A 15,392-nucleotide genomic window follows, 5' to 3' on the forward strand; every position below is an offset into this window, starting at 1 on the left:
CCCCTGTCACCCACGGACGCGCTCACCGTCGTGCCTCTCCCGGGCCCGGCCGCCGAGCGGCCCGGCCGCCCCGAGCCGGGACCCGGGGCGGGCCTCGGGTAGCGTCGGATCATCGCACCGTACGGCCCGGTCGGACCCGGATCGTCCCGTCGCCGGGCCGCGCGCGCCCTCGTGCGCGGTGGCCTACCGCGCGGGGTGGTGCGCGCACGGAGTTGAGCCAAGGAGCGGGCAATGGACCAGGTCACGGTGGTAACGGGCGGCAGCAGGGGCATCGGCGCTGCCGTCGCCGTACGGCTGGCGCGAGCGGGACACCACATCGCCATCGGCTTCGAGCGCGCCGCGGACGCCGCCGACGCGACGGCGGCCAAGGTCCGCGCGGAGGGCGTGCGGTGCGTGACCGTACGGGCCGACACGAGCGACGCCGAGCAGGTCGACGCGCTGTTCGACACGGCGCGCTCGGAGTTGGGCGCCGTCACCGGGCTGGTGAACAACGCCGGGATCACGGGCCTGCTCGGCCGCTTCACGGAGACCTCGCCGGAGGCCATGCGGCGGGTCATCGACGTCAACGTGACCGGCGCGCTCCTGTGCGCACGCCGGGCCGCCCGCGAGATGTCCACCCGGCACGGCGGCGCGGGCGGGGCCATCGTCAACGTCTCCTCGTCCAGCGCCACCACGGGCAGCCCCGGCGAGTACGTGCACTACGCGGCGAGCAAGGCCGCCGTGGACGCGATGACGGTGGGCCTGTCCAAGGAACTGGCCGCGGAGGGCATCCGGGTCAACTCCGTACAGCCGGGCATGACCGTCACCGACATCCACGCCTCGATGGGCGACCCCGAACGGCCGTGGCGCGCGGCGGACCGGGTGCCGATGGGCCGCCCCGGTGAGCCGGAGGAGATCGCCGGCGCCATCGCGTGGCTGCTCTCGGCCGACGCCTCGTACACCAGCGGCGCGGTGCTGCGCGTCGCCGGGGGCCTGTGACCTCGCGGTCTGCCGGGGTCGCGGTGCCCGTCAGTCGTCGGCGCGGCCGAGCGTCCGCATGATGTCCTGGACGTTGCCGTACCGCTTGCCCTCGGGCAGCTCGGCCGCCGTGTCGATGAGTCGATCCGGCGCGTGGTGCTCGCGCAACGTGTCGATCACCTTCGCGCGGTCGGCCGGGTAGACGCTCCGCTCCAGGTGCTGGGCCAACTCCGTGCGGAGTTCGACGTCCTCGGGGGTCATGCCGGGTGGCGTCGACCCGGAGCGCGCGGTGTACGGCGAGCGGCTGGCGGCGGGCTGGTCCTCGCCCGGCGGCTCGGGTTCGAGCTCTTCCTGGGCGCGGGTGGAGTGGCCGCCCTTCAGCTCGCCCTGCATGCGCTTCTTGAGCTCGTCGTCGTGGAGCGGTCCGGTCTTGTTCTCGTGAGCGTTCATGAGGCTTCCTCGGGGCCGGCCGCCCGATGGGCGCCTGGCCGGGTCGCGCCGTGCAGTGGGTCTTCCCCCGTGTCCGGCTCGGGTTCCCCGCACGGCGCGCGTGACACGCGGGCGGTGGAGGCCGGCCGTACCAGCCTCCACAGCGGCCCAGCGGCCCTGGTCGGGGTCGGGGTCGCCCGTAGGGGTGCCGCGACGATTCCGACCGCACGGGGTCTACCCAGCGGTAACCCTTGCTGACATCCTGTCCAGCAACTCCCGCCGCGGAAGAAACGGAGCCCCCATGGCCGAAACGATCTCCTTCGCCCATGACACCGCCACCGGCACCGTGCCCCTCGACATCGCGTACGAGCGGCGGGGCGCGGGGCCGCCGGTCGTGTTGCTGCACGGGATCGCGCACCACTGGCAGGCCTGGGAGCCGGTGCTCAGCATCCTCGCCACGGAACGCGAGGTGATCGCCGTCGACCTGCCGGGCTTCGGCGCGTCGGCGCCGCTGCCCGCCGGCGTCGGCTACGACCTGGCCGGCGTGGTGCCCGTGCTGGCACAGCTCTTCCGCGAGTTGGGTGTGGAGCGACCGCATGTGGTGGGCAACTCCCTGGGCGGGCTCCTGGCGCTCGAACTGGGCCGCACCGGTCACGCGCGCACCGTCACCGCGCTCTCCCCGGCCGGGTTCTGGACCGAGGCCGAGCGGCGCTACGGCTTCGGCGTGCTCCGCGTGATGTACCGCAGCGCCCGCGCCATGTCCGACCCCTTCGTCGCCCGGGTGGCGCAGACGGCGGCCGGCCGGGCCGCGCTGGTCGGCGCCGTCTACGCCCGGCCGGGCAAGCGCGCGCCGGAGTGCGTGGTGGCCGAGGCCCGGGCGATGCGCGAGGGCGCGGGGTTCGCGCCCTCGCTGGCCGCCGGGCGTACGGTGCGTTACGCCGACGACCTGGCCGACATCCCCGTCACCATCGCCTGGGGCACCGCCGACCGGGTCCTGCTGCCCCAGCAGGGGCTGCGCGCCAAGCGCGTCATCCCCGGGGCCCGGCTGATCCGGCTGCCGCGCTGCGGCCACGTGCCGATGAACGACGATCCGGCGCTGGTCTCCCGGGTCATCCTGGACGCCACGGCCACCGCCACATCCGCTGCCCCCGCCCGGCCACCGCGACCGGCCGGGTGGCGGACGGCGCCGGCGCGTTGAGTTCCGCGCCCTAGCGTCGGGGCGCGCGTCGTCGCCCCGAGGGGCGGCCCGGCGCGCGCCGCGCCCGATGGCGGTCAGCCCTCGCGCGGGCCGGCGCCGCACGGCGCGCCGTCGACCGGGGCAGGTCGTGCGGCGCGGGGCGCTCGTCCGGCTGGCGGCGCCTTCGCGGGGGAATCGGTCGGGCCCGGCTCAGGGCCGGCCGCCGCACCGTCGGCGCCCCGCGCCGTACCGCGGCGCGCCGGCGCTGGCGCGGGGGCGTCCGCCGCGACACCGGGCGCGCCGGAGGCGACGACCCGCTCCCGACGCCGCCCACGGAGCCGCTGGCCGAAGGCGCCGGAGCCGACGGCGACGCCGGTGCCGACGAGCAGGCTGCCCGCCGCCTGCGCCGGACCGTAGCCGCCGGCTCCCACGGCCGGCGCCGTGATCGCGGCGGCGACCGGGATCAGGCCGGAGAAGAGCGTGGCCCGCTCCGGGCCGATCCGTTGCATCCCCCGGTACCAGCAGACGAAGCCGATCACCGTGACGACCAGGGTCTGCCACAGCAGCGCGGCCCCCTCTCCCGCGTCGGGCATCCGCAGCCACCCCCGGCCGTCCATGAGGACCGCGAGCACCAGCGCCTCCACGGCCCCGACGGCCGAGGCGGCGGCCGACAGCAGGACGGGGCCCACGGTGCGCAGCACCGGCAGCGCGGCGAGCGCGAAGACGACCTCCCCGCCGAGCGCCGCCACGGACCAGGCGATGCCCGGCAGGTCCGCCCGGCCCCAGCCCTGGACCGTGAAGGCGCCCGCCGCGACCAACAGGGCGCCGCACAGCACCGCGCGGGCGGGGCGGCGGCCGTCCAGCGCCGGGACGATGACGGCGATCACCACCGGGGCGCACCCGACGAAGACGCCGGGCACGGCGGGTTCGGAGGTGCGTTCGGCCGCGAGGACCGCCAGGTTGAAGCCGACCATGCCGACCCCGGCCAGCCCCGCCAGCCACCCCCACCCGCGCCAGCCCAGCGTCCGTAGCGGCGCGAGGCCGCGGCGCCCGACGAGCGGGAACAGCATGAGGCTGGCGAGGGCGTAGCGGATGGCCTGGCCGCCGGCGTGCGGGAAGTCGCTGAGCACGCTGTTGGCGGTGAAGGAGGCGCCGACCAGCGTGCAGGCGAGGGCGGCGAGCAGGGCGCCGCGCCGCTGGTGTGCGGAGTCGCTGTGATCCATGGGGGCGACGCTAGGCAGTGCGGCGGTACGTCTTAGGGTCCAATCCGATGAGTGATTCGCAGACCACTTCGCCTCCTGCCACCGCGCACGGGGCGCCCACCGACCGCGCCGCGCCCGCGAGCGACGCGGGTCCCGACGCCGCCCGGGCCGCCCGGGCGGCCACGCCCGCCTGGGAGTTGTTGCTGCCCAGCGTCGCGCTGCCGGCGCGACAGCGCGGCCGGGCCCTACAGCGCGCGCTGCGCGACGCCATCACCTCGGGGCGGATCGCGGGCGGCACCCGGCTGCCGGCCAGCCGCGAACTCGCCGCCGACCTCGGGGTCTCGCGCGGCCTGATCACCGACGCGTACGAGCAGTTGACCGCCGAGGGCTATCTGCGCAGCGGCCAGGGGGCGGGCACCTGGGTCAGCGGGGCCGTGCGCTGCGCCGTACCCGCCGGGCCCGAGCGGGCGGACGACGACCGTGAGCCGGCGATCGGGTTCCTGCCCGGCACCCCCGACCTGTCGCTGTTCCCGCGCGCGGCGTGGACGGCCGCGCACCGCAGGGCGCTGGCGAGGCTGCCGCACGAGGCGCTCGGCTACCCCGACCCGCGCGGCCTGCCCGAGCTGCGGGAGGCGCTGGCCGGCCTGCTCACGCGGCGGCGCGGGGTGGTGGCCGACCCGGAGCGGATCGTCGTCTGTTCGGGCGTGGCCCAGGCGTTGACCCTGGTCGGCGCGGTGCTCGCGGGGCGGGGCGGCGGGCCGCTGCTGGCGGCGGGCGCCGCGCCGGCCCCGGCCCACGGCGGTGCGGGCGGCGGCGACCGGTGGGCCGGGGCCGCTGCCACCGAGGCCGTGGGGAGCGCACGGGGCACCGCCGCGCCCTCCACGCCGGGTCAGGACCGTCCGCGGGTGGCCCTGGAGGACCCGGGCACCGCCGCCTATCGGGGGTTGTTCGCCGCGGTCGGGATCGACGTGGTGCCGTTGGCGGTGGGTGCCGAGGGCATCGACCCGGCGGAGCTGGCGGCCACGGGGGCGCGCGGCGCGGTCCTGACGCCCTCACACCAGTTCCCCTCCGGGATCGCCTACTCGGCCCGCCGCCGGTCCGGCCTGCTCGACTGGGCCCGGGCCGCCGACGGGTTGCTCGTCGAGGACGACTACGACGGGGACTTTAGGTACGACAGGGCGCCGGTGGGCGCGCTCCAGGGGCTCGACCCCGGGCGGGTCGTGTACACCGGTTCGGTCAGCAAGTCCCTGGCGCCGGGGCTGCGGCTCGGCTGGATGGTGGTGCCGCGGGCGCTGGTGGACGAGGTGGTGGAGCGCAAGCGGACGATGGACCTCGGCCACCCCGTGCTCGACCAGGCGCTGTTCGCCGATCTGATCGGGCGGGGCGACTACGACCGCCAACTGCGCCGCTGCCAACGTGCCTACCGGGAGCGGCGGGACGCGCTGGTGACGGCGCTGGCCGAGCACTTCCCCGGCACCCGGGTGACCGGCATCGCGGCGGGGCTGCACGTCATCGCCCACCTGCCGGAGCGATACGGCCCCAGGGAGTCGTTCCTGGCGCGGGCCCAGCGCGCGGGGGTGGCGCTCGCCCCGCTGGACGCGTACGCGTGCGGCACCGCGCCGGAGCTGCACGCCCGCCCCGGGGTGCGCCTCGTACTCGGCTACGCGCACCTGTCGCCGAGCCGGATCGTCGCCGCCGTACGGCAGTTGCGTCACCCCGACCGCTGACGCCGCCGGGGCCGCGCGTCCCCAGCGCCCGGCGCCACCCGGCCCGCCCCGCGCGCGCCGTGGCGCGGGAGCCGCGCGCGCCGCCGCGTACGGGTCCGGTACGCGATCCGTCCGCGTCCTGTCACAGCGCCCCACGGACCGCCTCGGGGCGGTCCAATGGGTCGAGCGCACCGCGGGGCGGCGGCCGGCCGTCGCCGCATGGACTGACCAGTTGTTCACCTCGCGTTGGGGCTCCGTCCGTATTGCCCAGGAATCCGGGGGCGATACTGCGGTGACAGGCGTGAAGTACGTGTGGAATGGGAATAGCAGGAGGTTACGCATGAGTCGGGACCCCGGGAACGCGATCGGCCGGCGCACCGTGCTGCGGGGATCGGCGGTCGCCTCCGCCGCGCTGGCCCTGCCGGCATCCGCGGTGGCAGCGGCGCCGGCGCTGGCGCTGTCCGGCCGCCCGCAGGCCCGTTGGGGCGCCCAGGTCGGGGATGTCACGCCGTCGTCGGGGCTGGTGTGGGTGCGCTCGGACCGCCGGGCCCGCATGATCGTGGAGACCTCGGCGACCGACTCCTTCCGGCGCACGCGCCGCTGGCACGGCCCGCTGGTGGGCCCGGGCACCGACTTCACCGGCCGCACCGCGCTGCACGGCCTGCCGCCCGGGGAGCAGATCCACTACCGGATCACCCTCGCCGACCCGCACGACCCGAGGCGTACCGGCGAGCCTATCTACGGCACCTTCCGCACCGCCCCCGCCCGCCGCCGCGACGTGCGGTTCCTGTGGTCGGGCGACCTGGCCGGGCAGGGCTGGGGCATCAACCCGGACCGGGGCGGCTTCCCGATCTTCTCCGAGATGCGCCGGCTCGACCCGGACTTCTTCCTGTGCAGCGGCGACAGCATCTACGCGGACAACCCGATCCCGCCCACCGTCACGCTGCCCGACGGTCGCGTGTGGCGGAACATCACCACCGAGGAGAAGTCGAAGGTCGCCGAGACGCTGAAGGAGTACCGGGGCAACTTCCGGTACAACCTGCTCGACGCGCACCTGCGGGACTTCAACGCGCAGGTGCCCTCCATCACCCAGTGGGACGACCACGAGGTGCGCAACAACTGGTACCCGGGGCAGATCCTGGACGACGACCGGTACACCGAGAAGAACGTGGACGTGCTGGCCGCGCGGGCCCGGCGGGCCTGGAGCGAGTACTTCCCCGTCCGGGCGCTGCGCCCGGACGGGGCCGGCCGGGTCTACCGGGTGCTGCGGCACGGCCCGCTGCTCGACGTGTTCGTCCTCGACATGCGCACCTACCGCAACGCCAACTCGCCGGGCCGGCAGCCCGACGACGCCGTGGGCATCCTGGGCGCCGAGCAGCTCGCCTGGCTCAAGCGCGAGCTCTCCCGCTCGCGCGCGGTCTGGAAGGTGATCGCCTCGGACATGCCGCTGGGGCTCGTGGTCGCCGACGGGACGAACTTCGAGGCGGTCGCGCAGGGCGACCCGGGCGCGCCGCTGGGCCGCGAGCTCCAGATAGCCGAGTTGCTGCGCCACATCAAACACCGTCGCATCACGGGAACTGTGTGGCTCACGGCTGACGTTCACTACACATCGGCGCAGCGGTACGTACCAACGCGGGCCGCGTTCACGGACTTCGAGCCGTTTTGGGAGTTCGTGTCGGGGCCGCTGCACGCGGGCGGATTCCCGGCCGTCGGGCTGGACGGCACGTTCGGCCCCGAGCAAGCCTTCGTCAAAGCTCCGGCCAAGCCGAACGTCTCGCCGGCCGAAGGCGGTCAGTATTACGGCGAGGTGGAGATCGACGGCGGCAGTGCGGAACTGACCGTCCGGCTGCGGGAAGAGGGCGGCGCCGTCCTCTTCACCAAGGTGTTGCAGCCGGGCCGGGTCGGACAGTAGGGCCCGCCGGCGGCGGCACGACACAGGGACGACGCGCGCAGAAGGCGACGAGGGACGGACGGGGACATCAGGTGTTTGAGCAATGGACAGAATCGGGCGATAGCAGCCCAGAGCCGCCCTTAACTCATCAGTCACACACCGTTCGTGACCGCGCAACACCGCTCGCGCAGAGTGGAGCTATGAGTGACACGACCTTGACCAGGAGTGCCCGGGCCCGGCGGACATGGCGGCAGCGCCTGGCGGAGCGCGTCGCCGGCCGCGACCTGACCTGGGGCAGCGCCCGGCATAGCCACGCCCCGCCCGCGGGTCCCGCGAGCGATACCGACGCCACGGCGCCGGAGGGCACCCCGTCCCGCTCCGCGGCGGACGGCGGGGACGCCACGGCGCTGTGGCGGATGCGCACGACCGTACGGGACCGCCCCGGCAGCCTCGCGGCGCTGTGCGCGGCGCTGGCCGCGCAGCGGGTGGACATCCTCTCGTTGCAGGCCCACCCGCTCACCGACGGCACCGTGGACGAGATGCTGCTGCGCGCGCCGGCCGGGCTGAGCGCCGAGGTGCTCGGCGCCGCCGCCGGCGCCGGCGGCGGGCGGGACACGTGGGTGGAGCGGGCGGACACGCACGACCTGGTGGACGGCCCGACCCGGGTCCTCGGCCTGGCCACCCGGACCGCCCTGGACGCCGCGGAGCTGCCGGTGGCGCTGCGGCAGTTGCTGGGTCGCTGCACCATCCGCTCGCAGCCGGCCGACCCCCCGTTCGGGCGGCGCTCGGCAGCGGACGAGGTGCCGGCCGACGGCGTGCTGGAGGACACCCTCATGCGGCTGCCCGACCCGTCGGGCGGCTCGGTGACCATCGAGCGCCCGCACCTGCCGTTCACGCCGACGGAGTTCGCCCGCGCCCGGGCGCTGATCGAGCTGGACTCCCGGCTCGGCCCGCGCGTCCCGCCCAGCCAGGACGTGGTCACGCTGCCCGAGGGCAACGAGATCATCGTGCGCCGCGCCGACCTCGGCGACCTGGAGGCCGCCCGCGCGATGCACGACCGGTGCTCGCCCGCGACGCTGGCCATGCGCTACCACGGCCCGGTCGCCGACGCCGACCGCTACCTGGAGCACCTGCTCAGCCCGCGCTACGGCCGCACCCTCGCCGTGCAGACCGCCTCCGGGCGCCTGGTGGCCCTCGGCCACCTGCTGTGGGACGGCGAGGAGACCGAGGTCGCGCTGCTCGTGGAGGACGCCTGGCAGCGCCGCGGCATCGGGGCCCGGCTGCTGCGGCAGTTGGTGGAGATGGCGGCCGAGACCGACTGCGCGTACGTCTACGCGGTCACCCAGGCGGCCAACACCGGCATGGTCGCGGCCATGCGCGGCCTCGGGCTGCCGCTCGACTACCAGGTCGAGGAGGGGACGCTCGTCATCACGGCCCAGCTCGCCGCCGCGGCGCTGCCCGCGGGCCCGCGCGGCGAGGGCGGCTAGCTCCCGGCGCGGCCCGGCCGCCGCCTGCCCGCCGCCGCCTGCCCACCCGCCGCCTGCCGGGCCCGCCGGTCGACGCCGCCCGCCCGGGCAGGCGGGCGGGCCCGGGGGGCCGGCGCGGGTGCCCTTCCGGTCAGGGACGTTCCCCGGATTGCTAGTGACGCGACGGCGTCCGGCATACGAGGATGAGCCCATGTCCGAGATCCTCACTTCACCGTTGCCGCGCCAGGTCGCCGACGCCTACGTCGACGCCCTCGTCGCTCTCGACCCGATCACCGGCACCTACCTCGGTGTGCCGGAGAGCGCCCCGCGGCTCCCCGACTTCTCCCCGGCCGGCCACGACGCGCTGGCGGAGCTGGCCCGCGACACGCTGGCCCAGCTCGCCGAGGCCGAGCGGCGGCCCGGCGCCGACAGCGACGCGGAGCGCCGCTGCGGCCGGCTGCTGCGCGAGCGCCTGACGGCGGGCCTGGCCGTCCACGAGGCCCAGGAGCACCTGCGCGCCGTCAGCAACCTCTCCTCGCCGCTGCACTCGGTCCGCGAGTGCTTCACCCTGATGCCCACCGACACCGAGGCGCACTGGAACGACATCGCGACCCGGCTGCGGGCCGTGCCGGACGCCCTGGAGGGGTACCGCGCCTCCCTCGCCACCGGGCTCGAACGGCAGTTGCCCGGCGGGCCGCGCCAGGTCTCCACCGTCATCGGCCAGTTGGACGAGTGGATCGGCACCGACGGCGGGTGGTTCGCCGAGTTCACCCGCAAGGGTCCGGCCACGCTGCGCGCGGAGCTGGACGCGTCGGCCGCGGCGGCCACCGGCGCGCTGGTCGTGCTGCGCGACTGGCTGCGGGACGTGTACCAGCCGGGCATCGCGGGGGCGCCCGACGTCGTGGGCCGCGAGCGCTACCAGCGCTGGTCCCGCCAGTGGAACGGCACGGACCTGGATCTGGACGAGGCGTACGCGTACGGCTGGTCCGAGTACCACCGCATCCACGAGGAGATGCGCGCCGAGGCGGCCAGGATCCTGCCCGGGGCCACCCCCTGGGAGGTCCTGCGCCACCTGGACACCCACGGGGCCGCGATCGAGGGCCCTGAGGAGACCCGGGCGTGGCTCCAGGAACTCATGGACGAGACCATCGCGGCCCTCGACGGCACCCACTTCGAGCTGGCCGACCGGATCAAGCGGGTCGAGTCGATGCTCGCGCCGCCCGGCTCCGCCGCCGCGCCCTACTACACGGCGCCCTCCATGGACTTCTCGCGCCCGGGGCGCACCTGGCTTCCGACCATGGGCGAGACCCGCTTCCCCCTCTACGACCTGGTCACCACCTGGTACCACGAGGGCGTGCCGGGCCATCACCTCCAGTTGGCCCAGTGGGTCCACGTGGCCGACCAGCTCTCGCGCTACCAGGCCACGGTGGGGCAGGTCAGCGCCAACTGCGAGGGCTGGGCCCTGTACGCGGAGCGGCTGATGGACGAGCTGGGCTACCTGACCGACGCCGAGCGCCGGCTGGGCTACCTGGACGCGCAGATGATGCGCTCGACGCGGGTGATCGTGGACATCGGCATGCACCTGGAGCTGGAGATCCCGGACCACTCCCCGTTCCACCCGGGTGAGCGCTGGACGCCGGAGCTGGCCCAGGAGTTCTTCGGGCTGCACAGCGGCCGGCCGGCCGACTTCGTGGAGAGCGAGCTGGTGCGCTACCTCGGCATCCCGGGCCAGGCGATCGGCTACAAGCTCGGTGAGCGCGCCTGGCTCCAGGGCCGGGACGCCGCCCGCGCGGCGCACGGCGACGCGTTCGACGCGAAGAAGTGGCACATGGCGGCCCTGTCCCAGGGCTCGCTCGGCCTGGACGACCTGGTGGCCGAGCTGTCCGCGCTGTGAGCCGCGTGCCGCCGGCGCCGCAGACCCCGACGTGCGGTGAGCGACGGACCACGCGGTGAGCGATCGACGCGCGGCGGCGGCCGGGCGCCCCACGGCGTCCGGCCGCCCGCGCGTGACGGCGCCTAGACGCCGAGGCGGTGCCGCACGGCCGAGCCCGCGCGGCCCTTGACGACCTCCAGTTGGGCCGGAACGCGCTGGCGCAGGTCGGCGACGTGGCTGACGATGCCGACCGTGCGGTCCCGTTCGCGGAGCGAGTCGAGCACGTCGAGCACCTCGTCCAGGGTCTGCTCGTCCAGGCTGCCGAACCCCTCGTCGATGAAGAGCGTGTCCAGGCGCACCCCGCCCGCCTCGTCGGTGACCACGTCGGCCAGGCCCAGGGCCAGGGCCAGTGAGGCGAAGAAGGTCTCGCCGCCCGACAGGGTCGCGGTGTCCCGGCCGTGGCCCGTCCAGGCGTCGATGACGTGCAGGCCGAGCCCGGCCCGGCCGCGACCGCTGGTGCGGGCGTCGGAGTGCACCAGCGTGTAGCGCCCACCGGACATGTGGTCCAGGCGCGCGCTCGCCGCGGCGGCGACCTGCTCCAGCCGGGCGGCCAGTACGTAGGACTCAAGCCGCATCTTGCGCTCGTTCTCCGCGGAGGTGCCGGCGGTGAGGGAGGCCAGCGCGGCCACCCGCTCGTACTCGGCGCGCAGCGGCCCGAGGGCGCGGGCCGCGCGGGCCGCCTGGGTGGAGAGCTGGTCGAGTTGGTCGCACCGCTCCCGGGCCGCGGTCTCGCGCGCGGACGCGCCGCGCAGGGCGTGGGTGGCCGCCTCCACGGCGGCCTCGGCCCGCGCGAGGTCGGCGGGCGGGCGCCCGGCCGCGGCCCGCGCCGCCGGGTCGGCCAGCTCGGCGGCGACCGCGGCCTCCTCGGCCTGCCACTGGTCGAGAGCCTGTTGCAGCGCCTCGCGCCGGGAGGTGTCGAGTACGGCGTCGGCCGCGTCCCGCGGGGACGGGAAGCCCGCGCGCTGGGCGGCGTCCGCCAGGCGCTCCCGGGCCTCGTGCAGCCGCCGCGCCGCCGACTCGCTGGCGGCTGCCGCCTCCACCGCGTCGGCGAGCTGCGTCACCTGGCGCTCCAGCCGGTCCGCGCGGGCGGCGACGGAGGTCGCCCCGCGTCTGGCCTCGGTCAACTGGGCCGTGAGCGAGGCGAGTTCGCCGGCCAGTGCCTCGCGGCGGGAGGTGCGGGCCGCGACCCGGCGTTCGGCGTCCTCGCGCTGGGCCCGGCGCCGCTCGTACTCGCGCTCCGCGTGCGCCAACTCCTCGCGCGCGGCGTGCGTCTCGGCCCCCGTGGCCTGCGCCGTGGCGTGCTCGCGCCGCAGCTCGCTGACGGCGTGGGCGAGTTCGGCGGCCGGCGTGTCGCCGGCGCTCGCGGTGGCGGCGGCCAGCTCGGCGCGGGCCGCGCCGAGCTGGCTCTCGGCCTCCTCGCGCAGCGCCTCGGCCTCCTGGTGGGCGGCCTGCGCCGCCTCCTCGGCCGCCCGGTCCACGTGGTCCTCGCCCGCCCGGGCCGGGGCCGGGTGCGCGCCGCTGCCGCAGACCGCGCACGGCTGGCCTGGCCGCAGCTCGGCGGCGAGTTCGGCGGCGATGCCGCGCAGCCGGCGCTCCTTGAGGTCGAGCCAGTGGTCCCGGGCGGCGGTGGAGCGTTCGGCGGCGCGCAGCCGTTCGGCGCGCAGCGCCTCGACGCGCCCGGTGAGCCGGTCGCGCAGCTCGGCCGCGTCGCGGGCGCGCACGGCGGGCTCGACACGCGCGGCGAGTTGGTCGGCCCGGGCCGCGGCCTCCTGGCAGGCGTCGACGCGCCGCTGGTGGGCCAGGCGGCGCTCGCTCCAGCCAGCGAGCCAGTCCGCCGCCTCGGCGATGGCGTCCTCGTCGGCCCGGGCGTCCCGATCGAGCGCGGTCAGCTCGGTGTCGATGTCCGACGCCCGGCGCTCCAGGCGGCGCGCCGCCGCCAACTGGCCCAGCTCCTGGCGCAGTTCGCGCTCCAGGGCGGCGAGCTGGTCGCGGTCGGCGGTGGCCAGGTGGGGTGGGAGCGGGGCGCGGCAGCGCTCCTCGGCGTCGCGGGCCGCGCGTAGGTCGCGCGCGGCGGTCTGGCACAGGTCGAGGGCGGGCGCCACGACCTCGGCGTCGCGGGCGCGCCGCAGTCGCTCGCGGGTCTGTCCGCGCTCGGGGGCCCGCTCGGCCAGCTCCGCGGCCCTGGCCCGGGCCTGCGCGTACCGGCGCTGGAGTCGGTCGAGTTCGGCGGCCTCCTCGGCGCGCCGGCCCGCCGCGTGGTGCGCGGCCTCGGCGGCGCGTACGGCCGCGAGCGCCACGTCCCGCCGCTCGCGGGCGCCGCTGCGGGCGATGGCGGCCCACTCCAACACGGCCGCCGCGAGGCCGGGTTCGCCGGGGGTGAGGTCGGGTAGCGGGCGCTCGCGGGTGTCGGGGTTGTCGCCGGCCTCCTGGGCGATCCGGTGGGCGAGGCGCAGGAGGTCCTCGTCACCGCTGGCGACCCGCCGCTGGGTGGTGCGCCGCAGTTCGGCGAGCCGGTCCTCGACGGCGGCGAAGCGGCCGGTGTCGAAGAGCCTGCCGAGGAGTTGGCCGCGCGCCTGGTCGTCGGCGCGCAGGAAGCGCGCGAAGTCGCCCTGCGGGAGCAGCACCACCTGGCAGAACTGTTCCCGGCTCATGCCGAGCAACTGGCCGATCTCCTCGCCGACCTCCTGGTGGGAGCGGCTGAGCGCCTTCCACTCCGGCCCGTTGGGCCCGGTGGTGACCTGTTCGCGCAGCAGCGTCTGCGCCTTGTCCCGGGTCATGCCGTCGCCGCGCTTCTTCGGGCGGAGTTGCTCCGGGCGCCGGGTGATCTCCAACCGCCGGTCGGCGACGGTGAGTTCCAGCAGCACGCTGGTGGGGGTGTGCGGGTCGGCGTGGTGGCTGCGCAGGCTGAGCGTGCTGCCCTGGCGGGCGCCGGGGACGGCCCCGTACAGCGCGTAGCAGACGGCGTCGAGGATCGAGGTCTTGCCCGCGCCGGTCGGCCCGTGGAGCAGGAACAGGCCGGCGGCCGACAGGGCGTCGAAGTCGACCTCGTGGGTGTCACCGAAGGGGCCGAAGGCGGTGACGGAGAGCCGGTGCAGCCTCATCGGGCGACCTCCGCGGCCCCGTCGCCGCCCGGGCGGGTCCGCCCGGCGCCGGCCGCGCGCATGCCGGGCACCCGGGGGCGCCGGCCGGGGGCCCCGGCACCGTCGTCGGGGGCGCCGTCGTCCGCGCCCGGGCCCGCGTGCTCGTGCCCGGCCGCCGCGCGCACCTCGTCGAAGACGTCGCTGAGCACCACGCGCTCCTCCGCGTCCGCGGCCCGGCCGGCGCGCACATGGGTCACGAAGTCCTCCGCGATCTGCTGGTCGGTGCGGCCACGCAGCCGCTGGGCGTACGAGGCGTGCGCCGCCTCCTCGGTGCGCTCGGGCGCGAAGGCGAGGCTGAGGATGTGCGGGAAGCGGCGGACGAGGCGGGCCATGGGCTCGCGGGGACGGGCCGGGTCGGTGAGGGTGGCCTCCACCCAGGAGTCCTCGTGCGGCTCGTACCGGGGATCGGTGAGCAGGTCGTCGAGGCGGCCGGCGATGCGGGCCAGCGAGCGCGGCACCGGGCAGTCGAGGCGTTCGGCGTGCACGGCGCCGGCGGCGTCGAGGTCGATGAGCCACATGGACTTGCGGTGGTTGGCCTCGGAGAACGAGTAGGCCAGCGGGGAGCCCGAGTAGCGCACCCGCTCCGTGATCCGCTGGCAGCCGTGCAGGTGGCCGAGGGCCACGTAGTCCACGCCGTCGAAAATCGACGTGGGCACGGCGGCGACACCGCCCACGGTGATGTCGCGCTCGCTGTCGCTGCCCGCGCCACCGGCGACGAAGGCGTGGGCGAGCACGACGGAGCGGGTGCCCACGGGGCGCGTGGCCAGGTCGGCGCGTACCCGGTCCATGGCCGCGCCGAGCACGGCCGTGTGCCGGGCGCGGTCGGCGCCCACGGCGGCGCGCGCGAGGTGGGGCTCCAGGTAGGGCAGCCCGTAGAAGGCGACGTCGCCGTGCGCGTCGGGCAGCAGGATCGGCGTCCCGCACTGCGCCGGGTCGGTGCGCAGGTGGACGCCGGCCTGCCGGATCAGGCCGGAGGCGACGCCGAGGCGGCGCGCGGAGTCGTGGTTGCCGGAGATGAGGATGGTGGGGACGCCGCAGTGGGCGAGCTGGTGCAGCGCGTCGTCGAACAGTTCGATCGCGGCGAGCGGCGGCACCGCGCGGTCGTAGACGTCACCCGCGACGAGGACCGCCTCCACCTCCCGCTCGTGGACGGTGCGCACCAGGTGCTGGATGAAGTCGCGCTGGGCCTGGAGCATGCTCACGCGGTGGAAGGAGCGCCCCAGGTGCCAGTCCGACGTGTGCAGCATTCTCACGTGTTCGCCCCGCCCCGCATCTCGTTCCCTTCGTCCGCCCCGCCCCGCCCCGGGTCCGGTACGGCTCCGACGACCGGCGGCGGCCACGCTTCGCGCCACCGCCCGACCGACGCCGCCCGACCGGTCTCCCACCGGCTGCGCGGCTCAGCTTTTCATCCGCGCCGCGCGTACGTGCCGGGAGGGCAGGCGCAAGCGTACGGCCTGACGGCGGGCGTGGGGCGGGCGAGTGCCGCGGGAG

At 76.3% G+C, this 15,392-nt stretch carries 10 protein-coding genes; 6 read left to right on the plus strand and 4 right to left on the minus strand.

Features of this window, described 5'->3' with window-relative positions; genetic code table 11:
- Positions 1-231: 231 nt before the first annotated feature.
- On the plus strand, positions 232-978 hold the full coding sequence (locus tag AC3CHW_RS01425; RefSeq protein WP_187089454.1) for an SDR family oxidoreductase: 747 nt from the start codon (positions 232-234) through the stop codon (positions 976-978).
- 30 nt (positions 979-1,008) lie between these two features.
- Here the strand turns inward: AC3CHW_RS01425 and AC3CHW_RS01430 are convergent, their stop codons facing one another.
- The gene (locus AC3CHW_RS01430) at positions 1,009-1,407 is read right to left on the minus strand and encodes a DUF2795 domain-containing protein (protein ID WP_488469252.1); all 399 of its coding nucleotides are present in this window, start codon (positions 1,405-1,407) and stop codon (positions 1,009-1,011) included.
- Positions 1,408-1,687: 280 nt separating this feature from the next.
- Between AC3CHW_RS01430 and AC3CHW_RS01435 the strand changes: the two genes are divergently transcribed.
- Entirely contained in the window at positions 1,688-2,584 is an 897-nt protein-coding gene (locus tag AC3CHW_RS01435; RefSeq protein ID WP_488469253.1) for an alpha/beta fold hydrolase, read from the plus strand.
- Positions 2,585-2,658: 74 nt separating this feature from the next.
- Here AC3CHW_RS01435 and AC3CHW_RS01440 read toward each other — a convergent pair whose 3' ends face one another.
- The gene (locus tag AC3CHW_RS01440; protein ID WP_488469254.1) at positions 2,659-3,786 is read right to left on the minus strand and encodes a DMT family transporter; all 1,128 of its coding nucleotides are present in this window, start codon (positions 3,784-3,786) and stop codon (positions 2,659-2,661) included.
- Between the two features lie 47 nt (positions 3,787-3,833).
- On the opposite strand from AC3CHW_RS01440, the gene AC3CHW_RS01445 reads away from it, so the two are divergent.
- The 4 genes from AC3CHW_RS01445 (at position 3,834) to AC3CHW_RS01460 (ending at position 10,722) form a co-directional block, all read left to right on the plus strand.
- Positions 3,834-5,492 (plus strand): aminotransferase-like domain-containing protein, encoded by a 1,659-nt coding sequence (locus AC3CHW_RS01445; protein ID WP_488469255.1) that lies wholly within the window; start codon positions 3,834-3,836, stop codon positions 5,490-5,492.
- A gap of 319 nt (positions 5,493-5,811) precedes the next feature.
- Positions 5,812-7,383 carry an alkaline phosphatase D family protein gene (locus tag AC3CHW_RS01450; RefSeq protein WP_488469256.1) on the plus strand — a complete coding sequence of 524 codons (1,572 nt, stop codon included), beginning with the start codon at positions 5,812-5,814 and terminating at the stop codon, positions 7,381-7,383.
- A 179-nt stretch (positions 7,384-7,562) separates the two neighbouring features.
- Positions 7,563-8,849, plus strand: a complete 1,287-nt coding sequence (locus tag AC3CHW_RS01455) for a GNAT family N-acetyltransferase (protein ID WP_488469257.1) — start codon at positions 7,563-7,565, stop codon at positions 8,847-8,849.
- A gap of 190 nt (positions 8,850-9,039) precedes the next feature.
- A complete protein-coding gene (locus AC3CHW_RS01460; protein WP_398610621.1) occupies positions 9,040-10,722 on the plus strand; it encodes a DUF885 domain-containing protein in 1,683 nt (560 codons plus the stop codon).
- A gap of 122 nt (positions 10,723-10,844) precedes the next feature.
- On the opposite strand, the gene AC3CHW_RS01465 is transcribed toward AC3CHW_RS01460, so the two are convergent.
- Both AC3CHW_RS01465 and AC3CHW_RS01470 read right to left on the minus strand, forming a co-directional pair.
- A complete protein-coding gene (locus tag AC3CHW_RS01465; RefSeq protein ID WP_488469258.1) occupies positions 10,845-13,862 on the minus strand; it encodes an AAA family ATPase in 3,018 nt (1,005 codons plus the stop codon).
- Positions 13,859-15,154: an exonuclease SbcCD subunit D gene (locus AC3CHW_RS01470; protein WP_488469259.1), complete on the minus strand. Its 1,296-nt coding sequence runs from the start codon at positions 15,152-15,154 to the stop codon at positions 13,859-13,861. Before AC3CHW_RS01470 ends, AC3CHW_RS01465 begins: the two co-directional genes overlap by 4 nt.
- Positions 15,155-15,392 lie beyond the last annotated feature (238 nt).

It is taken from the genome of Streptomyces sp. MGP-BFMKR1 (assembly GCF_057766585.1).

Excerpts from the sequence above, each read along its gene's own strand:
- AC3CHW_RS01435 (WP_488469253.1), top strand. The coding sequence starts at position 1,688 with ATGGCCGAAACGATCTCCTTCGCCCATGACACCGCCACCGGCACCGTG.
- AC3CHW_RS01430 (WP_488469252.1), bottom strand. The coding sequence starts at position 1,407 with ATGAACGCTCACGAGAACAAGACCGGACCGCTCCACGACGACGAGCTC.
- AC3CHW_RS01465 (WP_488469258.1), bottom strand. The coding sequence starts at position 13,862 with ATGAGGCTGCACCGGCTCTCCGTCACCGCCTTCGGCCCCTTCGGTGAC.
- AC3CHW_RS01440 (WP_488469254.1), bottom strand. The coding sequence starts at position 3,786 with ATGGATCACAGCGACTCCGCACACCAGCGGCGCGGCGCCCTGCTCGCC.
- AC3CHW_RS01455 (WP_488469257.1), top strand. The coding sequence starts at position 7,563 with ATGAGTGACACGACCTTGACCAGGAGTGCCCGGGCCCGGCGGACATGG.
- AC3CHW_RS01425 (WP_187089454.1), top strand. The coding sequence starts at position 232 with ATGGACCAGGTCACGGTGGTAACGGGCGGCAGCAGGGGCATCGGCGCT.
- AC3CHW_RS01445 (WP_488469255.1), top strand. The coding sequence starts at position 3,834 with ATGAGTGATTCGCAGACCACTTCGCCTCCTGCCACCGCGCACGGGGCG.
- AC3CHW_RS01450 (WP_488469256.1), top strand. The coding sequence starts at position 5,812 with ATGAGTCGGGACCCCGGGAACGCGATCGGCCGGCGCACCGTGCTGCGG.
- AC3CHW_RS01460 (WP_398610621.1), top strand. The coding sequence starts at position 9,040 with ATGTCCGAGATCCTCACTTCACCGTTGCCGCGCCAGGTCGCCGACGCC.